The organism is Escherichia coli, from assembly GCF_036503815.1.
Taxonomy (GTDB): domain Bacteria; phylum Pseudomonadota; class Gammaproteobacteria; order Enterobacterales; family Enterobacteriaceae; genus Escherichia; species Escherichia coli_F.
The window spans coordinates 4,654,132-4,680,294 of record NZ_AP027764.1; the positions used below are offsets into that span (position 1 = coordinate 4,654,132).

Annotated in this window: 14 protein-coding genes, 5 tRNA genes, 3 rRNA genes and 1 riboswitch; of the genes, 1 reads left to right on the forward strand and 21 read right to left on the reverse strand. The window is 51.2% G+C overall.

Annotated features, from left to right (window positions below; genetic code table 11):
• Positions 1 to 126: 126 nt before the first annotated feature.
• From rpoC to AABJ99_RS22320, 13 genes are all read right to left on the reverse strand, one after another.
• Positions 127 to 4,350: a DNA-directed RNA polymerase subunit beta' gene (gene rpoC / locus AABJ99_RS22260; RefSeq protein ID WP_000653947.1), complete on the reverse strand. Its 4,224-nt coding sequence runs from the start codon at positions 4,348 to 4,350 to the stop codon at positions 127 to 129.
• 76 nt (positions 4,351 to 4,426) lie between these two features.
• A complete protein-coding gene (rpoB, locus tag AABJ99_RS22265) occupies positions 4,427 to 8,455 on the reverse strand; it encodes a DNA-directed RNA polymerase subunit beta (RefSeq protein WP_001353730.1) in 4,029 nt (1,342 codons plus the stop codon).
• A 319-nt stretch (positions 8,456 to 8,774) separates the two neighbouring features.
• Entirely contained in the window at positions 8,775 to 9,140 is a 366-nt protein-coding gene (gene rplL / locus AABJ99_RS22270) for a 50S ribosomal protein L7/L12 (RefSeq protein ID WP_000028878.1), read from the reverse strand.
• Positions 9,141 to 9,206: 66 nt separating this feature from the next.
• Positions 9,207 to 9,704, reverse strand: a complete 498-nt coding sequence (gene rplJ, locus AABJ99_RS22275; RefSeq protein WP_001207201.1) for a 50S ribosomal protein L10 — start codon at positions 9,702 to 9,704, stop codon at positions 9,207 to 9,209.
• A gap of 412 nt (positions 9,705 to 10,116) precedes the next feature.
• Positions 10,117 to 10,821, reverse strand: a complete 705-nt coding sequence (gene rplA / locus AABJ99_RS22280) for a 50S ribosomal protein L1 (RefSeq protein ID WP_001096680.1) — start codon at positions 10,819 to 10,821, stop codon at positions 10,117 to 10,119.
• Positions 10,822 to 10,824: 3 nt separating this feature from the next.
• The gene (gene rplK, locus AABJ99_RS22285; RefSeq protein ID WP_001085926.1) at positions 10,825 to 11,253 is read right to left on the reverse strand and encodes a 50S ribosomal protein L11; all 429 of its coding nucleotides are present in this window, start codon (positions 11,251 to 11,253) and stop codon (positions 10,825 to 10,827) included.
• 158 nt (positions 11,254 to 11,411) lie between these two features.
• Complete coding sequence (gene nusG / locus AABJ99_RS22290; protein ID WP_001287516.1) at positions 11,412 to 11,957, reverse strand: transcription termination/antitermination protein NusG; 546 nt, start codon at positions 11,955 to 11,957, stop codon at positions 11,412 to 11,414.
• A 1-nt stretch (position 11,958) separates the two neighbouring features.
• Positions 11,959 to 12,342 carry a preprotein translocase subunit SecE gene (secE, locus tag AABJ99_RS22295; RefSeq protein WP_001275702.1) on the reverse strand — a complete coding sequence of 128 codons (384 nt, stop codon included), beginning with the start codon at positions 12,340 to 12,342 and terminating at the stop codon, positions 11,959 to 11,961.
• 229 nt (positions 12,343 to 12,571) lie between these two features.
• Positions 12,572 to 13,756, reverse strand: a complete 1,185-nt coding sequence (tuf, locus tag AABJ99_RS22300) for an elongation factor Tu (protein ID WP_000031784.1) — start codon at positions 13,754 to 13,756, stop codon at positions 12,572 to 12,574.
• Between the two features lie 114 nt (positions 13,757 to 13,870).
• Positions 13,871 to 13,946: transfer RNA gene (locus tag AABJ99_RS22305), tRNA-Thr, on the reverse strand.
• Between the two features lie 6 nt (positions 13,947 to 13,952).
• Positions 13,953 to 14,027: transfer RNA gene (locus tag AABJ99_RS22310), tRNA-Gly, on the reverse strand.
• Positions 14,028 to 14,143: 116 nt separating this feature from the next.
• Positions 14,144 to 14,228: transfer RNA gene (locus tag AABJ99_RS22315), tRNA-Tyr, on the reverse strand.
• A gap of 8 nt (positions 14,229 to 14,236) precedes the next feature.
• Positions 14,237 to 14,312, reverse strand: a tRNA-Thr gene (locus tag AABJ99_RS22320).
• A 361-nt stretch (positions 14,313 to 14,673) separates the two neighbouring features.
• On the opposite strand from AABJ99_RS22320, the gene coaA reads away from it, so the two are divergent.
• Entirely contained in the window at positions 14,674 to 15,624 is a 951-nt protein-coding gene (coaA, locus tag AABJ99_RS22325; RefSeq protein WP_000023085.1) for a type I pantothenate kinase, read from the forward strand.
• A 28-nt stretch (positions 15,625 to 15,652) separates the two neighbouring features.
• Here the strand turns inward: coaA and birA are convergent, their stop codons facing one another.
• From birA to btuB, 8 genes are all read right to left on the reverse strand, one after another.
• Positions 15,653 to 16,618, reverse strand: a complete 966-nt coding sequence (gene birA, locus AABJ99_RS22330) for a bifunctional biotin--[acetyl-CoA-carboxylase] ligase/biotin operon repressor BirA (RefSeq protein ID WP_000654643.1) — start codon at positions 16,616 to 16,618, stop codon at positions 15,653 to 15,655.
• Positions 16,615 to 17,643, reverse strand: a complete 1,029-nt coding sequence (murB, locus tag AABJ99_RS22335) for a UDP-N-acetylmuramate dehydrogenase (RefSeq protein ID WP_039021474.1) — start codon at positions 17,641 to 17,643, stop codon at positions 16,615 to 16,617. Before murB ends, birA begins: the two co-directional genes overlap by 4 nt.
• Before the next feature lie 136 nt (positions 17,644 to 17,779).
• Positions 17,780 to 17,895 (reverse strand): 5S ribosomal RNA (gene rrf, locus AABJ99_RS22340).
• Positions 17,896 to 17,990: 95 nt separating this feature from the next.
• Positions 17,991 to 20,894: ribosomal RNA gene (locus AABJ99_RS22345) — 23S ribosomal RNA — on the reverse strand.
• Positions 20,895 to 21,088: 194 nt separating this feature from the next.
• A tRNA-Glu gene (locus AABJ99_RS22350) sits at positions 21,089 to 21,164 on the reverse strand.
• A 171-nt stretch (positions 21,165 to 21,335) separates the two neighbouring features.
• A 16S ribosomal RNA gene (locus AABJ99_RS22355) occupies positions 21,336 to 22,877 on the reverse strand.
• Together the 16S, 23S and 5S rRNA genes with 1 tRNA gene alongside form the textbook arrangement of a ribosomal RNA operon.
• A 372-nt stretch (positions 22,878 to 23,249) precedes the next feature.
• Positions 23,250 to 24,107, reverse strand: coding sequence for a glutamate racemase (murI, locus tag AABJ99_RS22360; protein ID WP_001696387.1), 858 nt, complete (start codon positions 24,105 to 24,107; stop codon positions 23,250 to 23,252).
• Positions 24,052 to 25,896, reverse strand: a complete 1,845-nt coding sequence (gene btuB / locus AABJ99_RS22365) for a TonB-dependent vitamin B12 receptor BtuB (RefSeq protein ID WP_039021605.1) — start codon at positions 25,894 to 25,896, stop codon at positions 24,052 to 24,054. The genes murI and btuB overlap by 56 nt, the downstream gene beginning before the upstream one ends.
• Before the next feature lie 65 nt (positions 25,897 to 25,961).
• A riboswitch (cobalamin riboswitch) is annotated at positions 25,962 to 26,151 on the reverse strand.
• Positions 26,152 to 26,163: the final 12 nt, after the last annotated feature.

A 26,163-nucleotide genomic window follows, 5' to 3' on the forward strand; every position in this document is an offset into this window, starting at 1 on the left:
GGCGAAAAGCTTCTTCCTCGTTTCGCCCTGCCTTTCTTAATATTTCCCATGAAGAATTTGCCCTCTGAATAACACCCATAAAAAAACCCGCCGAAGCGGGTTTTTACGTTATTTGCGGATTAACGATTACTCGTTATCAGAACCGCCCAGACCTGCGTTCAGCAGTTCTGCCAGGCTGGCAGATGCGTCTTCTGCAGTCACCTGCGGTGCAGCCGGAGCTTCACCCGCAGCACGGCGACGCATACGATCCTGGTGATACGCGTAACCGGTACCAGCCGGGATCAGACGACCCACGATAACGTTCTCTTTCAGGCCGCGCAGTTCGTCGCGTTTGCCCGCAACGGCTGCTTCGGTCAGCACGCGAGTGGTCTCCTGGAACGATGCCGCGGAGATGAAGGACTCGGTTGCCAGAGACGCTTTGGTGATACCCAGCAGATCGCGGGAGTAAGTTGCACCCACTTTGCCGTTCGCTTCCAGTTCGCGGTTTGCGATCTTGACGCGAGAGTATTCAACCTGTTCGCCTTCCAGGAAGTCGGAGCTGCCCGCGTTAACGATGGTAGCTTTACGCAGCATCTGACGAACGATAACTTCGATGTGTTTATCGTTAATCTTAACGCCCTGCAGACGGTATACGTCCTGTACTTCGTTAACGATGTAACGAGTTACAGCATGCACACCACGCAGACGCAGAATGTCATGCGGCGCTTCCGGACCATCGGAAATTACGTCACCACGTTCTACACGTTCACCTTCGAACACGTTGAGCTGACGCCATTTCGGAATCATCTCTTCGTACGGCTCGCTACCGTCTACCGGGGTGATAACCAGACGACGTTTACCTTTGGTTTCTTTACCGAAGGAAACCACACCGCTGATTTCAGCCAGGATTGCCGGCTCTTTCGGACGACGTGCTTCGAACAGGTCCGCAACGCGTGGCAGACCACCGGTGATGTCCTTGGTACCGCCAGATTCTTGCGGAATACGCGCCAGGGTGTCACCGGAGCTGATCTGTACGCCATCTTCCAGCTGAACAATCGCTTTACCCGGCAGGAAGTACTGCGCAGGCATGTCGGTACCCGGGATCAGAACGTCGTTACCCTGAGCATCAACGATTTTCAGTGCCGGACGCAGATCTTTACCACCTGCGGTACGTTCTGCGGAATCCAGAACCACCAGCGAAGACAGACCGGTCAATTCGTCGGTCTGACGAGTAATGGTCTGGCCGTCGATCATGTCAGTAAAGCGTACAAAACCGCTTACTTCGGTGATAACCGGCATGGTGTGCGGGTCCCAGTTTGCAACGGTCTCGCCGCCAGCAACCTGTTCGCCATCGCCTTTCGCCAGTACTGCACCGTAAGGCACTTTATAGCTTTCTTTGGTACGACCGAATTCGTCGATCAATTTCAGTTCGGTGTTACGGGAAGTGATAACCAGTTTGCCGCTGGAGTTCACAACCGACTTCACGTTGCTGAGCTTGATGCTACCTTTGTTTTTCACCTGGATGCTGGATTCAGCAGCCGCACGAGATGCCGCACCACCGATGTGGAACGTACGCATGGTCAGCTGTGTACCCGGTTCACCGATGGACTGTGCCGCGATAACACCGATTGCTTCACCTTTGTTGATGATGTGGCCACGTGCCAGGTCACGACCGTAGCAGTGCGCACATACACCAAAGTCGGTGTCACAAGATACAACAGAACGTACTTTAACCGCGTCGACAGAGTTCTCTTCCAGCAGGTCACACCACTGTTCGTGCAGCAGCGTGTTGCGCGGAACCAGGATATCAGCAGTACCCGGTTTCAGAACGTCTTCAGCAGTTACACGACCCAGTACGCGATCACGCAGCGGCTCTTTAACATCACCACCCTCAATAACCGGCGTCATCATGATACCTTCATGGGTACCACAATCGTCTTCGGTTACCACCAGGTCCTGCGCAACGTCAACCAGACGACGAGTCAGGTAACCGGAGTTCGCCGTCTTCAGTGCGGTATCCGCCAGACCTTTACGAGCACCGTGGGTTGAGATGAAGTACTGGAGTACGTTCAGACCTTCACGGAAGTTCGCGGTGATTGGCGTTTCGATGATGGAGCCATCCGGCTTCGCCATCAGACCACGCATACCCGCCAGCTGACGAATCTGTGCCGCAGAACCACGCGCACCGGAGTCGGCCATCATGTAGATGCTGTTGAAGGAAACCTGCTTCTCTTCCTGACCGTCACGGTTAATAACGGTTTCAGTTTGCAGGTTATCCATCATCGCTTTGGATACACGATCGTTCGCCGCAGCCCAGATATCGATAACTTTGTTGTAGCGTTCGCCCGCAGTTACCAGACCAGACTGGAACTGCTCCTGAATCTCAGCAACTTCAGCTTCTGCCTCGGAGATGATTTCGTGTTTCTTCTCCGGGATGACCATGTCATCGATACCAACAGATGCACCAGAACGCGCTGCATATGCAAAGCCGGTGTACATGATCTGGTCCGCAAAAATAACGGTCGGTTTCAGACCGAGAATGCGGTAGCAGGTGTTCAGCATTTTGGAGATTGCTTTCTTACCCAGCGCCTGGTTGACGATGGAGTAAGGCAGACCTTTCGGTACAATCATCCACAGAATGGCACGGCCAACGGTCGTATCTTTCAGGCTGGTTTTCGCTACTAATTCACCGTTAGCATCTTTTTCATACTCGGTGATACGCACTTTAACGCGCGCATGCAGAGAAGCCAGACCAGAGCGATACAGACGTTCTGCTTCTTTCGGGCCAGTCAGCACCATGCCTTCGCCTTTGGCGTTAACACAGTCGCGGGTCATGTAGTACAGACCCAATACAACGTCCTGAGACGGAACGATGATTGGTTCGCCGTTCGCCGGGGACAGGATGTTGTTAGTAGACATCATCAGCGCACGCGCTTCCAGCTGGGCTTCCAGCGTCAGCGGTACGTGAACAGCCATCTGGTCACCATCGAAGTCGGCGTTATATGCCGCACAAACCAGCGGGTGCAGCTGGATAGCTTTGCCTTCGATCAGTACCGGTTCAAATGCCTGGATACCCAGACGGTGCAGAGTCGGTGCACGGTTCAGCAGTACCGGGTGTTCGCGGATAACTTCGTCCAGGATATCCCAAACGACAGCTTCTTCGCGCTCAACCATTTTCTTCGCAGCTTTAATGGTGGTAGCAAGACCACGCAGTTCCAGCTTGCCGTAGATGAACGGTTTGAACAGTTCCAGTGCCATTTTCTTCGGCAGACCGCACTGATGCAGACGCAGGTATGGACCTACGGTGATTACAGAACGACCGGAGTAGTCAACACGCTTACCGAGCAGGTTCTGACGGAAACGACCCTGTTTACCTTTGATCATGTCGGCCAAAGATTTCAGAGGACGCTTGTTAGAACCGGTGATCGCACGACCGCGACGACCGTTATCCAACAGGGCGTCTACCGCTTCCTGCAGCATACGTTTTTCGTTACGTACGATGATGTCCGGCGCAGCCAGATCCAGCAGACGTTTCAGACGGTTGTTACGGTTAATGACGCGACGATACAGATCGTTCAGGTCAGAAGTCGCGAAACGACCACCATCCAGCGGAACCAGCGGACGCAGATCTGGCGGCAGTACCGGCAGAACGGTCAGGATCATCCACTCTGGTTTGTTACCAGACTGAACGAACGCTTCCAGCAGTTTGATACGCTTGGTCAGCTTCTTACGCTTAGTTTCGGAGTTGGTTTCGTTCAGCTCTTCACGCAGCTGTTCGCACTCTTGCTCCAGATCCATGCTCTTCAGCAGAGCCTGGATTGCTTCCGCACCCATTTTCGCGTCGAATTCGTCACCGAACTCTTCCAGCGCGTCCAGATACTGCTCTTCAGTCAGGATCTGCTGACGCTCCAGGTTGGTCATACCGCCTTCGATAACCACATAGGATTCGAAGTACAGTACGCGTTCGATATCGCGCAGCGGCATATCGAGCAGCAGGCCGATACGGGACGGCAGCGATTTCAGGAACCAGATGTGCGCGGTCGGGGAAGCCAGTTCGATATGGCCCATACGCTCACGGCGTACTTTAGTCTGGGTCACTTCAACGCCGCACTTCTCACAGATGACGCCACGGTGTTTCAGGCGCTTGTACTTACCGCACAGGCACTCGTAATCTTTTACCGGCCCAAAGATACGGGCGCAGAAAAGGCCGTCACGTTCTGGTTTGAACGTACGGTAGTTGATGGTTTCCGGCTTTTTAACTTCACCGAAAGACCATGAACGGATCATGTCTGGCGAAGCCAGAGCAATTTTGATCGCATCAAACTCTTCGGTTTTAGTCTGCGCTTTCAGAAACTTTAATAAATCTTTCACGGATTTGCTCCCGTCGGAGTTAGCACAATCCGCTGCCGGGTTTTACCCCGACAGCAGTGACCTGTTTGAGCGAGAATTACTCGTCTTCCAGTTCGATGTTGATACCCAGCGAACGAATCTCTTTCAACAATACGTTGAAGGATTCTGGCATGCCCGGCTCCATCTGATGGTTGCCGTCCACGATGTTTTTATACATCTTGGTACGACCGTTCACGTCATCAGACTTAACGGTGAGCATTTCCTGCAGGGTGTACGCTGCGCCGTATGCTTCCAGCGCCCACACTTCCATCTCCCCGAAACGCTGACCACCGAACTGTGCCTTACCACCCAGCGGCTGCTGAGTAACCAGGCTGTAAGAACCGGTGGAACGCGCGTGCATCTTGTCGTCGACCAGGTGGTTCAGTTTCAGCATGTACATGTAACCCACGGTTACCGGACGTTCGAACTGTTCACCAGTGCGACCGTCGTACAGGCGGATCTGACCAGAAGTCGGCAGGTCGCCAAGTTTCAGCAGTTCTTTAATTTCTGCTTCTTTCGCACCGTCGAAGACCGGCGTTGCGATTGGCATACCTTTGCGCAGGTTTTCAGCCAGACGCATAACTTCTTCATCGCTGAAGGTACTTAGGTCAACTTTCTGACGAACGTCAGCGCCCAGATCGTACGCACGCTGGATGAATTCGCGCAGTTTCGCGACTTCTTGCTGCTGTTTCAGCATGGCGTTGATCTTGTCGCCGATACCTTTCGCAGCCATACCCAGGTGGGTTTCGAGGATCTGACCGATGTTCATACGAGACGGTACGCCCAGCGGGTTCAGTACGATGTCTACCGGCGTACCGTTTTCATCGTAAGGCATATCTTCTATCGGGTTGATCTTAGAAATTACACCCTTGTTACCGTGACGACCTGCCATCTTGTCACCAGGCTGGATACGGCGTTTAACCGCCAGATATACCTTAACAATCTTCAGCACGCCCGGTGCCAGATCGTCGCCCTGGGTGATTTTGCGGCGTTTCGCTTCGAGTTTCTTCTCGAACTCGTGTTTCAGTTCGTCATACTGCTCAGCCAGCTGTTCCAGCTGATTTTGTTTCTCTTCGTCGGTCAGGCCCAGCTCCAGCCAGCGATCGCGCGGCAGTTTGTCGAGCTTCTCAGCTTCAACGCCACCGGCTACCAGCACAGCACGGATACGGCTGAACAGACCCGCTTCGAGGATCTGCAGTTCTTCAGACAGGTCTTTCTTCGCCTGTTTGAGCTGCATTTCTTCGATTTCCAGCGCACGTTTGTCTTTTTCTACGCCATCGCGAGTAAAGACCTGAACGTCGATAACCGTACCGGATACACCGTTTGGTACGCGCAGAGAAGAGTCTTTAACGTCAGACGCTTTCTCACCGAAGATCGCACGCAGCAGTTTTTCTTCTGGGGTCAGCTGAGTTTCACCTTTCGGCGTTACCTTACCAACCAGAATGTCGCCACCGGTTACTTCCGCACCAATGTAAACGATACCGGATTCATCCAGTTTGGAGAGCGCAGCTTCACCTACGTTCGGGATGTCAGCAGTGATCTCTTCTGGCCCCAGCTTGGTGTCACGGGACACACATGCCAGTTCCTGAATGTGGATGGTGGTGAAACGGTCTTCCTGAACAACACGCTCGGATACGAGGATGGAGTCTTCGAAGTTGTAACCATTCCACGGCATGAACGCTACGCGCATGTTCTGACCGAGCGCCAGTTCACCGAGATCGGTGGACGGACCGTCTGCCAGCACGTCGCCGCGCTCTACCGGTTCACCCAGAGACACACACGGCATCTGGTTGATACAGGTGTTCTGGTTAGAACGGGTGTATTTGGTCAGGTTGTAGATGTCGATACCCGCTTCGCCCGGATACATCTCGTCTTCGTTAACTTTGATAACGATACGGGAAGCATCCACGTACTGAACGACACCACCACGTTTAGCAACCGCAGTTACACCGGAGTCAACGGCAACAGCACGTTCCATACCCGTACCAACCAGCGGCTTATCAGCACGCAGAGTCGGAACGGCCTGACGTTGCATGTTCGCACCCATCAATGCACGGTTGGCGTCATCGTGTTCAAGGAACGGGATCAGGGACGCACCGACGGATACCACCTGCTGGGTGGATACGTCCATGTAGTCAACCTGGTCGCGGCTGAACAAGCTGGATTCGCCTTTGCTACGGCAAGTTACCAGGTCTTCTACGAAGTGGCCTTCTTCATCCAGGTTGGAGTTCGCCTGGGCGATAACGTAGTTGCCTTCTTCGATAGCAGACAGATAGTGAATTTCGTCGGTTACAACACCGTCGATCACTTTACGGTACGGCGTCTCAAGGAAGCCATATTCGTTAGTCTGTGCGTACACGGACAGGGAGTTGATCAGACCGATGTTCGGACCTTCAGGGGTTTCGATTGGACATACGCGACCGTAGTGAGTCGGGTGTACGTCTCGAACTTCGAAGCCTGCACGTTCACGGGTCAGACCGCCTGGGCCGAGTGCAGAGATACGACGCTTGTGTGTAATCTCAGACAGCGGGTTGTTCTGGTCCATAAACTGAGACAGCTGGCTGGAACCAAAGAACTCTTTCACTGCTGCGGAAATCGGTTTGGCGTTGATCATATCCTGAGGCATCAGGGTATCCAGATCGCCCAGAGACAAACGCTCTTTCACCGCACGCTCTACACGTACCAGGCCAACGCGGAACTGGTTTTCCGCCATTTCGCCAACGGAACGGATACGACGGTTACCGAGGTGGTCGATATCATCGACTTCGCCTTTACCGTTACGGATATCGATGAGCTTTTTCATAACATCAATGATGTCGTCTTTGCTCAGGATACCGGAACCTTCGATTTCGTCGCGCAGCAGAGAACGGTTGAACTTCATACGACCAACCGCAGACAAGTCATAGCGGTCTTCGGAGAAGAACAGGTTCTCGAACAGGCTTTCAGCGGCTTCACGAGTCGGCGGCTCGCCAGGGCGCATCATGCGGTAGATTTCTACCAGTGCGCTCAGACGGTCGTTAGTTGGGTCGACACGTAAGGTTTCAGAGATATACGGGCCGTGATCCAGATCGTTGGTGAACAGCGTTTCGATACGCTTGTGACCAGACTGGCTCAGCTTAGCCAGCAGATCCAGGCTCAGCTCCATGTTCGCAGCACAGATCAGCTCACCAGTAGACTCATCAATGTAGTCTTTAGCAACCACTTTACCTGCGATGTACTCAACCGGGACTTCGATCAGTTTGACGTCGTCTTTTTCCAGCTGGCGAATGTGGCGCGCAGTAATGCGGCGGCCTTTTTCTACGTACACTTTACCGTTAGCTTCGATGTCAAAAGATGCGGTTTCACCACGCAGGCGTTCCGGCACCAGTTCCATCTGCAGCTTGTTATCACGGATTTCAAAGATAACTTTTTCAAAGAACAGGTCGAGGATCTGCTCTGTGGTGTAGTTCAGGGCACGCAGAATGATGGTCGCAGGCAGTTTACGGCGACGGTCGATACGTACGAACAGGTTGTCCTTCGGATCGAATTCGAAGTCCAGCCAGGAACCACGGTAAGGGATGATGCGCGCGTTATACAGCACTTTACCCGAAGAGTGGGTTTTACCTTTGTCGGAGTCAAAGAAGACGCCCGGACTACGGTGCAGCTGGGAAACGATAACACGCTCAGTACCGTTGATAACAAAGGTACCGTTGTCCGTCATGAGCGGAATTTCGCCCATGTAGACTTCTTGTTCTTTAATGTCTTTTACGGTGCCTTCCGGCGCTTCGCGCTCATAGATCACCAGACGCAGTTTAACGCGCAGCGGTGCGGAATAGGTCACGCCACGGATTTGACATTCCTGGACGTCAAACACCGGTTCGCCAAGGCGGTAGCTGACGTATTGCAGCTCGGAATTACCGCTGTAGCTCTGAATCGGGAATACGGAACGGAAAGCAGCTTCCAGACCATACTGCCCTTCAGGATCTTGCTCGATAAATTTCTGAAACGAGTCAAGCTGGATAGAAAGGAGATAAGGTACATCCAGAACTTGTGGACGTTTACCAAAATCCTTACGAATACGTTTTTTCTCGGTATAGGAGTAAACCATAGGGTTCCTCAGCTCGCTGACAAGTCGACCCATCTGTCCATTGAGCGGACAGTTTGTGCAACACTATTTTGTTGACCGGAAAATGGAACACTTTCCGCAATGCCTGTTGCTATCACGCTTAAACCATTTCATTGCGATTTACACAGAACGGGCGTCCTGTCGCAGTATATTAAGTCGTCGATAGAAACAAGCATTGAAAGGCACAGCAGTAGTCAAACAGTGTGAAACGCTACTGGCGCCTTACAGCGCAAAAAGGCTGGTGACTAAAAAGTCACCAGCCATCAGCCTGATTTCTCAGGCTGCAACCGGAAGGGTTGGCTTATTTAACTTCAACTTCAGCGCCAGCTTCTTCCAGAGCTTTTTTCAGTGCTTCTGCGTCGTCTTTGCTCACGCCTTCTTTCAGAGCAGCCGGTGCAGATTCTACCAGGTCTTTAGCTTCTTTCAGACCCAGGCCAGTTGCGCCACGTACTGCTTTGATAACAGCAACTTTGTTAGCGCCAGCAGCTTTCAGAATTACGTCGAATTCAGTTTTTTCTTCAGCAGCTTCAACCGGGCCAGCAGCTACAGCTACAGCAGCAGCAGCGGAAACACCGAATTTTTCTTCCATTGCAGAGATCAGTTCTACAACGTCCATTACAGACATAGCTGCAACTGCTTCAATGATTTGATCTTTAGTGATAGACATTTAAATTGTTCCTGAATATCAGAATAAGTTTATACGTAAGCGAATGCGTTAAAAAGATAACTGCGATTAAGCAGCTTCTTTCGCATCGCGTACAGCAGCCAGAGTACGAACCAGTTTGCCAGCCGAAGCTTCTTTCATGGTTGCCATCAGGCGTGCAATTGCTTCTTCGTAGGTCGGCAGAGTTGCCAGGCGGTCGATCTGAGACGCCGGGATCAGCTCACCTTCAAAGGCAGCGGCTTTGACCTCAAATTTTGCATTCGCTTTCGCGAACTCTTTGAACAGACGAGCAGCAGCGCCCGGATGTTCCATAGAGTATGCAATCAGGGTCGGACCAACAAACGCGTCTTTCAGGCACTCGAACGGAGTACCTTCAACAGCACGGCGCAGCAGGGTGTTACGAACAACACGCATGTATACGCCAGCTTCGCGACCTGCTTTACGCAGTTCAGTCATTTTATCTACAGTTACGCCACGGGAATCCGCAACTACTGCAGACAGCGCGCCTTTGGCTACTTCGCTGACTTCAGCAACAATCGCTTGTTTGTCTTGAAGATTTAAAGCCATTAGCTTTGCTCCTGGATGTTTGCCAGAGAAAATCTCTGGAACTCACTTCACTCCTCCAAACGGAGAGAGCGTCTTAATTACGGTGAGCAGAAACAAGCCAGAATATAAAAGAATAATCTTAGCGTTCTGTCACCGTCTACGCAGGGGATTAAGTTTCTTGCGAAACTCCTGCGGTCTTCGACGGAGGCCTGGATAGGCCAGGCTCCAACGAACAAATCTTTTCTATCCGTCGCTATTCAGCTTGTAGCGGCGTTGGCTTCCTTCGTTCGCACCAGTCACATAGTTAGCTATGCTCCTGGCGACTCACTCAGTTGCCGCCTTGCTACAACCCGAATATCTCGGATATACGTCTGCATTAAGCATTATACGTGGGGGTAAGATTGTAGACAAAATCACCGCCCACGTAAAGGCATTAGTTTACAGAAGCGCTCAGGCCAGCCTGGTCAACTGCAACACCTGCACCCATGGTGGTGGAGATGCTAACTTTCTTGATGTACACGCCTTTAGCCTGAGTCGGTTTTGCTTTTTTCAGCGCAACCAGCAGAGCTTCCAGGTTTTCTTTCAGTTTGTCAGCGTCAAAGTCCACTTTACCGATGGTGGTGTGGATGATGCCGTTTTTGTCGTTACGGTAACGAATCTGGCCAGCTTTAGCGTTTTTAACCGCTTCAGCAACGTTCGGCGTTACAGTACCCACTTTCGGGTTTGGCATCAGGCCGCGCGGACCCAGAACCTGGCCCAGCTGGCCAACAACGCGCATTGCATCCGGAGAAGCAATAACAACGTCAAAGTTCATTTCGCCTTTCTTGATCTGGTCAGCCAGATCTTCCATACCTACCAGTTCAGCGCCTGCAGCTTTAGCAGCTTCAGCGTTTGCACCCTGGGTAAATACGGCTACGCGAACGGAACGGCCAGTACCGTGCGGCAGTACAGTTGCACCACGTACGTTCTGGTCAGATTTACGAGCGTCGATGCCGAGGTTAACAGCCACGTCCACGCTTTCTACGAATTTAGCAGTCGCCAGCTCTTTCAGCAGAGCGATAGCTTCGTTGATGTCGTACTGTTTGGTTGCATCAACTTTCTCGCGGATAACACGCATGCGCTTGGTCAGTTTAGCCATTTCTTAGTCCTCCACTACCAGGCCCATGGAACGTGCAGTACCTTCGATGGAGCGAGTCATCGCTTCAATGTCGGCACCAGTCATGTCGGCAGCTTTGGTCTGCGCGATTTCCTGCAGCTGAGCGCGGGAAATTTTACCCACTTTGTCTTTGTTCGGCTTACCGGAACCAGACTTGATACCAGCCGCTTTTTTCAGCAGAACTGCTGCCGGCGGAGTCTTGGTAACGAAAGTGAAAGAACGGTCAGCGTAAACGGTGATTACTACCGGAATCGGCAGACCTTTTTCGATGGAATCAGTTTTTGCGTTGAACGCTTTGCAGAATTCCATGATGTTTACGCCCTGCTGACCCAGAGCCGGACCTACTGGCGGACTCGGGTTAGCCATACCAGCTGCAACCTGCAGCTTGACATAGGCTTGTACTTTCTTAGCCATTATAAATTCCTCAAGTTGGGTAATAACGCCTCTGAGAGGCTCCCCGTGATATAAAAAATCGTTTTACGGGCAAGGCCCATAAAAACAAAAGGCGCGAAATTGTATTCCAATCTCGCGCCTTGTGCAACGATTAAATCGCCGCTTTTTTGATCGCTGGGTTAGGCTTTTTCAACCTGGCTGAAGTCCAGCTCTACCGGGGTCGCACGACCGAAGATAGAAACAGACACTTTCAGACGAGATTTCTCGTAATCAACTTCTTCAACAACACCGTTGAAGTCAGCGAACGGACCATCATTAACACGAACCATTTCACCCGGTTCAAACAGCGTTTTCGGACGCGGCTTATCGCCAACCTGCTGCAGGCGATTCATAATCGCATCCACTTCTTTATCGCTGATTGGCGCAGGACGATCGGAAGTACCGCCGATGAAGCCCATCACACGCGGTACGCTGCGCACCAGGTGCCAGCTCGCGTCGTTCATCACCATCTGAACGAGGACGTAGCCAGGGAAGAATTTGCGTTCACTTTTGCGACGCTGTCCGCCACGGATTTCAACCACTTCTTCGGTTGGTACCATGACTTCACCAAACAAATCTTCCATGTTATGTAATTTGATATGCTCACGTAGCGACGTTGCTACGCGGCCTTCAAAACCGGAAAACGCCTGAACGACGTACCAGCGCTTTTTAGGAGCTTCAGACATCTCAGAACCTCAGGCCAGTGATAAAGGATACCAGGCGAACCAGAATACCATCCAGTCCCCACAGGATCAGTGACATTACTGCGGTAACCGCAGCCACAATCAGCGTGGTGTGCAATGTTTCCTGGCGAGTCGGCCAAATGACCTTACGGACTTCGGTACGCGCTTCACGGGCAAAAGCAACGGTTGCTTTTCCTTTTGTCGTTAACAGCGCGACACCACCCGCTGCAGCAATCAGAATTACTACGGCCAGCGCACGCAGCGGCAGCATAATGTCGCGATAAAGGTAGTTGCCGACAATTGCTACCAGGAGCAATGCCACCACAACGACCCACTTCATCGCTTCCAGGCCGCGCCCGCTTCCTTGAGCTTCGGTATTCGCACTCATAAACCAACCTGTCAGAAGTATTCTACAAACATTTTCACCCCGCGATCGCGAGGCAAACCAAATCGAAACGCGTATTAGCTTTTCGGATTATACGCCCTCAACAGAGCCTGTCTCAGCAATGATTATGACAAAGAAAATCACTGATGAGCCAGGTTCTGGTACGAAAGCGTGCAAAAAGGGCATCAAATGATGCCCTTTTAGTGCGCATTGCGTCAAATGTTATCGGCAATTAGCTCAGAACTTTTGCTACAACGCCCGCGCCAACGGTACGGCCGCCTTCACGGATTGCGAAACGCAGACCGTCGTCCATCGCGATCGGGTGGATCAGGGTAACAACCATTTTGATGTTGTCGCCCGGCATTACCATCTCTACGCCTTCCGGCAGTTCGATGGTACCAGTCACGTCAGTAGTACGGAAGTAGAACTGCGGACGGTAGCCTTTGAAGAACGGAGTATGACGGCCGCCTTCATCTTTGGACAGAATGTACACTTCAGATTCGAACTTGGTGTGCGGCTTGATGGTGCCCGGCTTAGCCAGTACCTGACCACGTTCGATTTCTTCACGTTTGATACCACGCAGCAGAACACCTACGTTCTCACCAGCACGGCCTTCGTCCAGCAGTTTGCGGAACATTTCAACGCCAGTACAGGTAGACTTCTGAGTCTCTTTGATACCAACGATTTCAACTTCTTCACCAACTTTGATGATACCGCGTTCTACACGACCGGTAACAACGGTACCACGACCGGAGATGGAGAATACGTCTTCGATCGGCAGCAGGAACGGCTTGTCAATCGCACGCTCTGGTTCCGGAATGTAAGAATCCAGGAAGCCAGCCAGTTCCAGGATTTTCGCTTCCCACTCGGCGTCGCCTTCCAGCGCTTTCAGAGCAGAACCACGAACGATCGGAGTGTCGTCGCCCGGGAAGTCGTACTGAGACAGAAGTTCACGAACTTCCATTTCAACCAGTTCCAGCAGCTCTTCGTCATCAACCATGTCGCATTTGTTCAGGAACACGATGATGTACGGAACGCCTACCTGACGACCCAGCAGGATGTGCTCACGAGTCTGCGGCATCGGGCCGTCAGTCGCAGCAACTACCAGGATTGCGCCGTCCATCTGAGCAGCACCGGTGATCATATTTTTAACATAGTCGGCGTGCCCCGGGCAGTCTACGTGTGCGTAGTGACGGGTCGGGGTGTCATATTCAACGTGAGAAGTGTTGATGGTGATACCACGAGCTTTTTCTTCCGGCGCGTTATCGATCTGGTCGAATGCGCGAGCAGCACCGCCGTAGGTTTTAGCCAGTACGGTAGTGATTGCAGCGGTCAGCGTTGTTTTACCATGGTCAACGTGGCCGATAGTACCGACGTTAACGTGCGGTTTTGTACGTTCAAACTTTTCTTTAGACATCGATTGTCCCTCTAAGACACGGATAAATCGGTGATATCACCACATCAACCAGGCAACATGCCCGACTTGTTGAATGCAATAAACAGAAGGAAAAAACAGGGAGGAGAAAAGAAGTGGTGCTGATAGGCAGATTCGAACTGCCGACCTCACCCTTACCAAGGGTGCGCTCTACCAACTGAGCTATATCAGCACATCTTGGAGCGGGCAGCGGGAATCGAACCCGCATCATCAGCTTGGAAGGCTGAGGTAATAGCCATTATACGATGCCCGCATCCTGGAACTCGGCTACCTGATTTTCATTCTGCACTGAATATCGAGAGAAGCTCTCTTTATTCGAGCCGGTAAGCGAACTTATCGTCTCGGGCTACGCCATCGCGTGGCCGAAATTGGTGGTGGGGGAAGGATTCGAACCTTCGAAGTCTGTGACGGCAGATTTACAGTCTGCTCCCTTTGGCCGCTCGGGAACCCCACCGGACTTGATGGTGCCGACTACCGGAATCGAACTGGTGACCTACTGATTACAAGTCAGTTGCTCTACCTACTGAGCTAAGTCGGCATCAAGTAGCGCGCATTCTATGGAGACATGCGAGTTCATGCAACTAAAAAATTGCATAATTTGTTTTATTGGTCACATTTTATGCGACACGATGAAGAAACAGTCGAACAGAGGGCAAATTAGCACACTTTTTCAACATCATTGTTCTCAACAATGCGCTCCTTCTAAAGCGCAATTCTTTTTATCAGATGGAATATCTGTCACATTGCTTTTCAACGATAGCTTCCTGGGAGAGATTTTTTCTTATTATTCCTCCCCATCTGGTGTTACCCTCCTGCCCATTAACCCATTCAACAGAACTGTGACGCGCCATGGCAAATATCGTTTTGCCGATAGAGCTATGACCGCCAGAAACATGCTTATGAGTATAAAAGAGCAAACGTTAATGACGCCTTACCTACAGTTTGACCGCAACCAGTGGGCAGCTCTGCGTGATTCCGTACCTATGACGTTATCGGAAGATGAGATCGCCCGTCTCAAAGGTATTAATGAAGATCTCTCGTTAGAAGAAGTTGCCGAGATCTATTTACCTCTGTCACGTTTGCTGAACTTCTATATAAGCTCGAATCTGCGCCGTCAGGCAGTTCTGGAACAGTTTCTTGGTACCAACGGGCAACGCATTCCTTACATTATCAGTATCGCAGGTAGCGTCGCGGTGGGGAAAAGTACAACCGCCCGTGTATTGCAGGCACTATTAAGCCGTTGGCCGGAGCATCGTCGTGTTGAACTGATCACGACTGATGGCTTCCTTCACCCTAATCAGGTGCTGAAAGAACGTGGTCTGATGAAGAAGAAAGGCTTCCCGGAATCGTATGATATGCATCGCCTGGTGAAGTTTGTTTCCGATCTCAAATCCGGCGTGCCAAACGTTACGGCACCTGTTTACTCGCATCTTATTTATGATGTGATCCCGGATGGAGATAAAACTGTTGTTCAGCCTGATATTTTAATTCTTGAAGGGTTAAATGTCTTACAGAGCGGGATGGATTATCCACACGATCCACATCATGTTTTTGTTTCTGATTTTGTCGATTTTTCGATATATGTTGATGCACCGGAAGACTTACTTCAGACGTGGTATATCAACCGTTTCCTGAAATTCCGCGAAGGGGCTTTTACAGACCCGGATTCCTATTTTCATAACTACGCGAAATTAACTAAAGAAGAAGCGATTAACACTGCCATGACATTGTGGAAAGAGATCAACTGGCTGAACTTAAAGCAAAATATTCTACCTACTCGTGAGCGCGCCAGTTTAATCCTGACAAAGAGTGCTAATCACGCGGTAGAAGAGGTCAGACTACGCAAATAATTTAAAGGGGAGCTAATGCTCCCCTTTCTTATTTTTCTGCACTACGCAGGGATATTTCACCGCCCATCCAGGGTTTTATTATTCCATCCTGCTCAAGCAATAAAGCGCCTTGTTTGTCTATTCCGCGTGAAATGCCAAATATTTCTTTATCACCAATGATAAGTTTCACCGGGCGATTAATAAAATTATCCAGTTTTTCCCAGCGCGACAGATAAGGTGCCAATCCTTCTTGCTCGAAGAGTTCCAGCGCCGCACGTAATTCACGTATTAGCATGGCCGCCAACGCATTACGATCGAGATTGATCCCAGCTTCCTGCAGCGTGATCCACCCCTGATTAACGATATTCTCTTCAACACGACGCATTGCCATGTTGATCCCGGCACCAATGACTATTTGCGCCGCATCGCCGGTTTTGCCAGTCAGCTCCACAAGAATACCTGCCAGCTTGCGATCCTGCAGATAGAGGTCATTCGGCCATTTAACACGAACTTTATCAGCGCCCAACTTGCGTAATACTTCCGCCATCACGATACCGATAACCAGACTTAAACCAATCGCCGCAGCCGGGCCTTGTTCCAGACGCCAGAACATCGACAAATATAAGTTTGCGCCAAAAGGTGAAAACCATTTCCGCCCTCGGCGACCACGTCCTGCCTGCTGGTATTCAGCAACGCAGGCATCACCCGATTTAAGCTCTCCGATACGATCAAGAAGATACTGATTCGTGGAGTCAATAACTGGCAGCACGGCTACACTACCGCTATCCAGCTGACTCAATATCTGTTCAGCATTAAGTAACTGGATGGGCTCAGGCAGGCTGTATCCTTTACCCGGAACGGTAAAGACATCAACGCCCCAGTCACGCAGTGTTTGAATATGTTTATTAATGGCCGCCCGGCTCATTCCTAACGTTTCACCCAGCTGCTCACCAGAGTGAAATTCGCCATTCGCTAATAACGTGATTAATTTTAGCGGAACGGTATTATCCTTCATGAAATCGTCTCCACTGCGCTAACTTCACCTGATGTACCAATAAAGCGAACTTCTGGCTCAAGCCAGACATTAAATTTTTCACCCACTTTCTGTCTTACATGATGTGCCAGCTGCACAATATCTTCGCTTTTTGCATTGCCTTCATTAATGAGAACTAACGCCTGTTGACGGTGTACCGCAGCCCCACCAATTTGTGTTCCTTTTAGCTGGCACTGATCGATAAGCCAACCAGCGGCCAGTTTTACTGAACCATCCGTCTGGGGATAATTTGGTGCTGTTGGAAATTGTGCCAGTAATGCTTTAGCCGTTTCGGCAGATACAACAGGGTTTTTGAAGAAACTACCGGCATTGCCATTCACTTTTGGATCAGGGAGTTTGGTGGTGCGCATATGACACACCGCATCAAATACTTGCTGTGGCGTTACGGTTGTAGGATCCAGACGAGTTAAGTCACCATACGTTAGTACAGGTTGCCACTCTTTTTGCAGGCGCAGACCTACGGCTACAATGGCGAAGCGGTCCTGGTATTCATGTTTAAAAATACTGTCGCGATAGCCAAAACGGCACTCTTTAGCAGTTAAGCGCACTTGCTTGCCTGTCGCCAGTTCGACACAGTCAACATAAGCGCAAACTCGCTGTAATTCTACGCCATAAGCACCAATATTCTGGATAGGTGATGAGCCGACACAACCAGGAATTAACGCCAGATTTTCCAGACCTGGCATACCTTCCTGCAAAGTGTATTTTACCAGGCGATGCCAGTTTTCTCCGGCTCCTACATGTAAATACCACGCATCAGGTTCATCATGAATTTCGATACCTTTGATCCGGTTGATGATCACCGTGCCGCGATAGTCTTCCAGAAAAAGTACATTACTTCCTTCACCCAGAATAAGAACGGGTTGCCCTTCTGCGGTTGCATGCTGCCAGGCATTGAGTAGTTGTTGTTCGTCTTCGGCACATACAATGTGCTGAGCATTATGATCAATGCCAAATGTGTTCCAGGGTTTTAAGGAGTGGTTCATAGCTGCTTTCCTGATGCAAAAACGAGGCTAGTTTACCGTATCTGTGGGGGGATGGCTTGTAGTTATGACGACAGGGAGAGTTTGTAGAAACGCAAAAATGCCCAGTCTTCCGACTGGGCCTTCTGCTTAATTTGATGCCTGGCAGTTCCCTACTCTCGCATGGGGAGACCCCACACTACCATCGGCGCTACGGCGTTTCACTTCTGAGTTCGGCATGGGGTCAGGTGGGACCACCGCGCTAAGGCCGCCAGGCAAATTCTGTTTTATCAGACCGCTTCTGCGTTCTGATTTAATCTGTATCAGGCTGAAAATCTTCTCTCAATCCGCCAAAACATCTTCGGCGTTGTAAGGTTAAGCCTCACGGTTCATTAGTACCGGTTAGCTCAACGCATCGCTGCGCTTACACACCCGGCCTATCAACGTCGTCGTCTTCAACGTTCCTTCAGGACCCTTAAAGGGTCAGGGAGAACTCATCTCGGGGCAAGTTTCGTGCTTAGATGCTTTCAGCACTTATCTCTTCCGCATTTAGCTACCGGGCAGTGCCATTGGCATGACAACCCGAACACCAGTGATGCGTCCACTCCGGTCCTCTCGTACTAGGAGCAGCCCCCCTCAGTTCTCCAGCGCCCACGGCAGATAGGGACCGAACTGTCTCACGACGTTCTAAACCCAGCTCGCGTACCACTTTAAATGGCGAACAGCCATACCCTTGGGACCTACTTCAGCCCCAGGATGTGATGAGCCGACATCGAGGTGCCAAACACCGCCGTCGATATGAACTCTTGGGCGGTATCAGCCTGTTATCCCCGGAGTACCTTTTATCCGTTGAGCGATGGCCCTTCCATTCAGAACCACCGGATCACTATGACCTGCTTTCGCACCTGCTCGCGCCGTCACGCTCGCAGTCAAGCTGGCTTATGCCATTGCACTAACCTCCTGATGTCCGACCAGGATTAGCCAACCTTCGTGCTCCTCCGTTACTCTTTAGGAGGAGACCGCCCCAGTCAAACTACCCACCAGACACTGTCCGCAACCCGGATTACGGGCCAACGTTAGAACATCAAACATTAAAGGGTGGTATTTCAAGGTCGGCTCCATGCAGACTGGCGTCCACACTTCAAAGCCTCCCACCTATCCTACACATCAAGGCTCAATGTTCAGTGTCAAGCTATAGTAAAGGTTCACGGGGTCTTTCCGTCTTGCCGCGGGTACACTGCATCTTCACAGCGAGTTCAATTTCACTGAGTCTCGGGTGGAGACAGCCTGGCCATCATTACGCCATTCGTGCAGGTCGGAACTTACCCGACAAGGAATTTCGCTACCTTAGGACCGTTATAGTTACGGCCGCCGTTTACCGGGGCTTCGATCAAGAGCTTCGCGTTACCGCTAACCCCATCAATTAACCTTCCGGCACCGGGCAGGCGTCACACCGTATACGTCCACTTTCGTGTTTGCACAGTGCTGTGTTTTTAATAAACAGTTGCAGCCAGCTGGTATCTTCGACTGATTTCAGCTCCACGAGCAAGTCGCTTCACCTACATATCAGCGTGCCTTCTCCCGAAGTTACGGCACCATTTTGCCTAGTTCCTTCACCCGAGTTCTCTCAAGCGCCTTGGTATTCTCTACCTGACCACCTGTGTCGGTTTGGGGTACGATTTGATGTTACCTGATGCTTAGAGGCTTTTCCTGGAAGCAGGGCATTTGTTGCTTCAGCACCGTAGTGCCTCGTCATCACGCCTCAGCCTTGATTTTCCGGATTTGCCTGGAAAACCAGCCTACACGCTTAAACCGGGACAACCGTCGCCCGGCCAACATAGCCTTCTCCGTCCCCCCTTCGCAGTAACACCAAGTACAGGAATATTAACCTGTTTCCCATCGACTACGCCTTTCGGCCTCGCCTTAGGGGTCGACTCACCCTGCCCCGATTAACGTTGGACAGGAACCCTTGGTCTTCCGGCGAGCGGGCTTTTCACCCGCTTTATCGTTACTTATGTCAGCATTCGCACTTCTGATACCTCCAGCATACCTCACAGCACACCTTCACAGGCTTACAGAACGCTCCCCTACCCAACAACACATAGTGTCGCTGCCGCAGCTTCGGTGCATGGTTTAGCCCCGTTACATCTTCCGCGCAGGCCGACTCGACCAGTGAGCTATTACGCTTTCTTTAAATGATGGCTGCTTCTAAGCCAACATCCTGGCTGTCTGGGCCTTCCCACATCGTTTCCCACTTAACCATGACTTTGGGACCTTAGCTGGCGGTCTGGGTTGTTTCCCTCTTCACGACGGACGTTAGCACCCGCCGTGTGTCTCCCGTGATAACATTCTCCGGTATTCGCAGTTTGCATCGGGTTGGTAAGTCGGGATGACCCCCTTGCCGAAACAGTGCTCTACCCCCGGAGATGAATTCACGAGGCGCTACCTAAATAGCTTTCGGGGAGAACCAGCTATCTCCCGGTTTGATTGGCCTTTCACCCCCAGCCACAAGTCATCCGCTAATTTTTCAACATTAGTCGGTTCGGTCCTCCAGTTAGTGTTACCCAACCTTCAACCTGCCCATGGCTAGATCACCGGGTTTCGGGTCTATACCCTGCAACTTAACGCCCAGTTAAGACTCGGTTTCCCTTCGGCTCCCCTATTCGGTTAACCTTGCTACAGAATATAAGTCGCTGACCCATTATACAAAAGGTACGCAGTCACCCCATAAAGAGGCTCCCACTGCTTGTACGTACACGGTTTCAGGTTCTTTTTCACTCCCCTCGCCGGGGTTCTTTTCGCCTTTCCCTCACGGTACTGGTTCACTATCGGTCAGTCAGGAGTATTTAGCCTTGGAGGATGGTCCCCCCATATTCAGACAGGATACCACGTGTCCCGCCCTACTCATCGAGCTCACAATATGTGCATTTTTGTGTACGGGGCTGTCACCCTGTATCGCGCGCCTTTCCAGACGCTTCCACTAACACACACACTGATTCAGGCTCTGGGCTGCTCCCCGTTCGCTCGCCGCTACTGGGGGAATCTCGGTTGATTTCTTTTCCTCGGGGTACTTAGATGTTTCAGTTCCCCCGGTTCGCCTCATTAACCTATGGATTCAGTTAATGATAGTGTGACGAATCACACTGGGTTTCCCCATTCGGAAATCGCCGGTTATAACGGTTCATATCACCTTACCGACGCTTATCGCAGATTAGCACGTCCTTCATCGCCTCTGACTGCCAGGGCATCCACCGTGTACGCTTAGTCGCTTAACCTCACAACCCGAAGATGTTTCTTGCGATTCATCATCGTGTTGCGAAAATTTGAGAGACTCACGAACAACTTGCGTTGTTCAGTGTTTCAATTTTCAGCTTGATCCAGATTTTTAAAGAGCAAATATCTTAAACATGACTCGTAAGTCATCTTTAACGATATCAAGGTCGGCGACTTTCACTCACAAACCAGCAAGTGGCGTCCCCTAGGGGATTCGAACCCCTGTTACCGCCGTGAAAGGGCGGTGTCCTGGGCCTCTAGACGAAGGGGACACGAAAATTGCTTATCACGCGCTGCGTGATATTTTCGTGTAGGGTGAGCTTTCATTAATAGAAAGCGAACGGCCTTATTCTCTTCAGCCTCACTCCCAACGCGTAAACGCCTTGCTATTCACTTTTCATCAGACAATCTGTGTGAGCACTGCAAAGTACAGTTCTTTAAGGTAAGGAGGTGATCCAACCGCAGGTTCCCCTACGGTTACCTTGTTACGACTTCACCCCAGTCATGAATCACAAAGTGGTAAGCGCCCTCCCGAAGGTTAAGCTACCTACTTCTTTTGCAACCCACTCCCATGGTGTGACGGGCGGTGTGTACAAGGCCCGGGAACGTATTCACCGTGGCATTCTGATCCACGATTACTAGCGATTCCGACTTCATGGAGTCGAGTTGCAGACTCCAATCCGGACTACGACGCACTTTATGAGGTCCGCTTGCTCTCGCGAGGTCGCTTCTCTTTGTATGCGCCATTGTAGCACGTGTGTAGCCCTGGTCGTAAGGGCCATGATGACTTGACGTCATCCCCACCTTCCTCCAGTTTATCACTGGCAGTCTCCTTTGAGTTCCCGGCCGGACCGCTGGCAACAAAGGATAAGGGTTGCGCTCGTTGCGGGACTTAACCCAACATTTCACAACACGAGCTGACGACAGCCATGCAGCACCTGTCTCACGGTTCCCGAAGGCACATTCTCATCTCTGAAAACTTCCGTGGATGTCAAGACCAGGTAAGGTTCTTCGCGTTGCATCGAATTAAACCACATGCTCCACCGCTTGTGCGGGCCCCCGTCAATTCATTTGAGTTTTAACCTTGCGGCCGTACTCCCCAGGCGGTCGACTTAACGCGTTAGCTCCGGAAGCCACGCCTCAAGGGCACAACCTCCAAGTCGACATCGTTTACGGCGTGGACTACCAGGGTATCTAATCCTGTTTGCTCCCCACGCTTTCGCACCTGAGCGTCAGTCTTCGTCCAGGGGGCCGCCTTCGCCACCGGTATTCCTCCAGATCTCTACGCATTTCACCGCTACACCTGGAATTCTACCCCCCTCTACGAGACTCAAGCTTGCCAGTATCAGATGCAGTTCCCAGGTTGAGCCCGGGGATTTCACATCTGACTTAACAAACCGCCTGCGTGCGCTTTACGCCCAGTAATTCCGATTAACGCTTGCACCCTCCGTATTACCGCGGCTGCTGGCACGGAGTTAGCCGGTGCTTCTTCTGCGGGTAACGTCAATGAGCAAAGGTATTAACTTTACTCCCTTCCTCCCCGCTGAAAGTACTTTACAACCCGAAGGCCTTCTTCATACACGCGGCATGGCTGCATCAGGCTTGCGCCCATTGTGCAATATTCCCCACTGCTGCCTCCCGTAGGAGTCTGGACCGTGTCTCAGTTCCAGTGTGGCTGGTCATCCTCTCAGACCAGCTAGGGATCGTCGCCTAGGTGAGCCGTTACCCCACCTACTAGCTAATCCCATCTGGGCACATCCGATGGCAAGAGGCCCGAAGGTCCCCCTCTTTGGTCTTGCGACGTTATGCGGTATTAGCTACCGTTTCCAGTAGTTATCCCCCTCCATCAGGCAGTTTCCCAGACATTACTCACCCGTCCGCCACTCGTCAGCGAATCAGCAAGCTGATTCCTGTTACCGTTCGACTTGCATGTGTTAGGCCTGCCGCCAGCGTTCAATCTGAGCCATGATCAAACTCTTCAATTTAAAAGTTTGATGCTCAAAGAATTAAACTTCGTAATGAATTACGTGTTCACTCTTGAGACTTGGTATTCATTTTTCGTCTTGCGACGTTAAGAATCCGTATCTTCGAGTGCCCACACAGATTGTCTGATAAATTGTTAAAGAGCAGTGCCGCTTCGCTTTTTCTCAGCGGCGCGGGGTGTGCATAATACGCTTTCCCGCTACAGAGTCAAGCATTTTTTTGCTTTTCTCTGTCGAGATTCTCAGGAGAACCCCGCTGACCCGGCGGCGTGTTTGCCGTTGTTCCGTGTCAGTGGTGGCGCATTATAGGGAGTTATTCCGGCCTGACAAGAGGAAATTTAAAATAATTTTCCGACCGCGCAACATTCAACCAAATCAGTCTAAAACTGCCAGTTTTTCGAGCGTTTCGAAGCCGTAGCGCTGTAAAACGGGCAATAATTGTTCAGCTTCTGGCGTCATTGCCATACAAAAGGCAATATTCGCATCGGCGGATTTTGCATCCGGGGCTTCATGTTCTAACAACCAGGCCGTTCGGCGAGCAATCGCTGCGCCAGAATCCACCAGCCGTGTTCCCTCTGGCAGCACTTGTAACAGTTCTTCTTGTAGTAGAGGGAAGTGGGTACACCCCAGAACAACGGTATCTGGTGGCTCTTTCATTCTTAACCACGGGCGCAAGATACGCTTTAGTGCATCCAGAGAAACATCTTCGCCATGCAGCTTCGCTTCAGCCAACTCAACCATCTCTGCCGAGCCCAGCATTTCTATCTGGCATTCATTAGCGAAACGCGCGATCAGCTCATGAGTATAAGAACGTTTAACTGTTCCGCGGGTTGCCAGTAATCCGACAATGCCATTTGCCGTCAGACGTGCAGCAGGTTTAATCGCCGGCACGACACCAACAACCGGGAAGTCGAACTTTTCGCGTAATGCAGGAAGTGAAACGGTACTGGCGGTGTTGCAAGCGACCACTGCCAGCGCAAGGGGATAGCGTTCTTGCACTGCGGTGACAATTGCCACCACTCGCTCAACAATAAACTCTTCGCTTTTTTCGCCATACGGGAAAGCGACGTTATCGAAAGCATAAATGTAATGGAGATCCGGTAAGAGATGCCGGATCTCGTCATAGACCGACAACCCACCGACGCCGGAGTCAAACACCAGCACGGTGGGACGTGGTTCAGAAGGTGTAGCTGCCAGACAAGGTGTATTCCCGTCCTGCAGTTTGGTAGCCATAGACTGTCTCATAATCTTTGTCGAACAGGTTGGCTATTTTACCACGAACTGTCAGGTGAGAGGTGACCGGATACGCAACCGCAAGATCCCACAAGCTCACACCGCCCATTTTCACGGTTTGATACGGCCAGGAGGAGTAATCCTTATCATAGCGAGTGCCTAAATACTGATAAGTAATACCCCAGTCGAAGTCATACAACTGCCAGTCGAGCTGGTATTTCACCTGCTGTTTAGCACGGCGTAACAACGGCGTGTCGGTAATTGCATTGCGCGCATCGACATAATCATAACTCACAGTATGCGTCAGTGGTCCGGTATCAAAATTGGCGATCGCCTCGACGCCCTTAATTCGCGCTTTCCCTTCGTTATAGTATTTCAGGGTGTGATCATCGTAATCGATCAAGTCACTGACATCGTTACGATATCCAGAAATACGCCAGTTCACCCCAGCGGTTAAGCCTTCAAACGCGCCTTCCCACTGTTTGCTTTTCTCAGGTTCCAGATTTGGATTTCCGTAGAAGCCATACAGTTGTCCAAGATTTGGTGCCTTATAAGATGTCCCGTAGGAAGCAATGAAGCGATAGCCTTCCATGAATTCCCAACCAGCGCTGGTTTGCCAGGTTCCATGACGACCAAACTGTGAGTTATCGTCGCTGCGTGCTGCGCCTTCAAAGGTAAAATCGCCGACTTGTTGCAGCCCGGTCAGATAGATGCCGGTATTACGTTGATCATATCCATCCTCAACATAACCTGTACCCGGCGTCGTAGTCTGTTTCTGCCAGTCGACACCCGCACCAATACTACCGTGACCAACGATGACATTGTTTGCCCACTGGACGGTGTATTGCTTCATCTCATCAAGCGTCGCCGACGAATCATAACGACCATAATGCGGATCGTAGTTGTAATCTTTGCTATGGCTATAGCTGGTAATGAGTTGTGATTTAATCAGTTCGCCGTTATAGCGCAGCCCGGCGTCCCAACTTTGGCTATAGAGTTTACGGGTATCGAGCAACGGTGAGCCGGGAGAATAATATGCGTCATAATTGGTACGGTTATCATAGCCATAGCCGCGCACAAAACCGCTCCAGACATCAGTAAAGTTATGCTCCAGCGCGCCATAAAGCGTTTTACTTAAAAAACCATCGTTATCTGGCTGAGCTTGCGTTCCGGTATTACCATAGGCGACAACATCATAACCATGAGTATGGGCATAATCGCCCAACAGCGTTACCCGTGTCTTATCTCCCAGTTGTTGCTGTGTAGAAACATCATAGTTCTGATAGCTATTGCTTCCCCACCCTGCTGAAATTTCCGTTCCGGGTTGATCGCGCGTCGTGATGATATTCACGACCCCACCTATTGCATCGGAACCATAGACGGCGGAGCGCGGCCCACGGATATATTCAACACGCTGGACAAGCGCAATAGGGAACTGGCTAAGGTCGGCAGAACCACTCACCCCCGCCAGATTCAGGCGGACGCCATCAATTAATACCAGCACATGACTGGCATTTGTACCGCGAATAAAAATAGATGAGAGCTGACCTGAACCGCCGTTTTGGGTGATATCGACACCCGGAAGACGGCGCAGCACATCATTGACCGAGGTCGACTGCCAGCGGTCGATATCCTGACGCGTCACAACGGTGGTTGGTGCAAGCACAGTGCTGCGCGGCTGTTCAAAACGGTTAGCAGTAACGACGAGAGTATCCGGGCTGGTATCCTGTGCCCAAGCGGAAAAGGCTGTGACAGAACACGCCGTCAGCAGCGAAGCTTTTTTAATCATTGTAAAGCATCCACAATAGAAGAAGGATGCCGCAGGCTTCATCAATATTACGCGATGATGAGAACCAGATGCGACGTTAGCCGGCAGGTCTTCGGGCTTGGAGGGGTATATAAAATACTAAGAGATGATGACTTCCCACCGGATGGCAGTGTCCGCATAACGCAATCATCGCACCTTTCCTTACCGCTGCGCGTCAGCTCCAGATTTGCACTGGATTCCCTATTAACTCACAGGACCGGCGAGTGGATGCTACAGGTTGTAACAAGT

Excerpts from the sequence above, each read along its gene's own strand:
- rplJ (WP_001207201.1), bottom strand. The coding sequence starts at position 9,704 with ATGGCTTTAAATCTTCAAGACAAACAAGCGATTGTTGCTGAAGTCAGC.
- rplL (WP_000028878.1), bottom strand. The coding sequence starts at position 9,140 with ATGTCTATCACTAAAGATCAAATCATTGAAGCAGTTGCAGCTATGTCT.
- btuB (WP_039021605.1), bottom strand. The coding sequence starts at position 25,896 with ATGATTAAAAAAGCTTCGCTGCTGACGGCGTGTTCTGTCACAGCCTTT.
- murB (WP_039021474.1), bottom strand. The coding sequence starts at position 17,643 with ATGAACCACTCCTTAAAACCCTGGAACACATTTGGCATTGATCATAAT.
- rplA (WP_001096680.1), bottom strand. The coding sequence starts at position 10,821 with ATGGCTAAACTGACCAAGCGCATGCGTGTTATCCGCGAGAAAGTTGAT.
- secE (WP_001275702.1), bottom strand. The coding sequence starts at position 12,342 with ATGAGTGCGAATACCGAAGCTCAAGGAAGCGGGCGCGGCCTGGAAGCG.
- rplK (WP_001085926.1), bottom strand. The coding sequence starts at position 11,253 with ATGGCTAAGAAAGTACAAGCCTATGTCAAGCTGCAGGTTGCAGCTGGT.
- rpoB (WP_001353730.1), bottom strand. The coding sequence starts at position 8,455 with ATGGTTTACTCCTATACCGAGAAAAAACGTATTCGTAAGGATTTTGGT.
- birA (WP_000654643.1), bottom strand. The coding sequence starts at position 16,618 with ATGAAGGATAATACCGTTCCGCTAAAATTAATCACGTTATTAGCGAAT.
- murI (WP_001696387.1), bottom strand. The coding sequence starts at position 24,107 with ATGGCTACCAAACTGCAGGACGGGAATACACCTTGTCTGGCAGCTACA.
- tuf (WP_000031784.1), bottom strand. The coding sequence starts at position 13,756 with ATGTCTAAAGAAAAGTTTGAACGTACAAAACCGCACGTTAACGTCGGT.
- nusG (WP_001287516.1), bottom strand. The coding sequence starts at position 11,957 with ATGTCTGAAGCTCCTAAAAAGCGCTGGTACGTCGTTCAGGCGTTTTCC.
- coaA (WP_000023085.1), top strand. The coding sequence starts at position 14,674 with ATGAGTATAAAAGAGCAAACGTTAATGACGCCTTACCTACAGTTTGAC.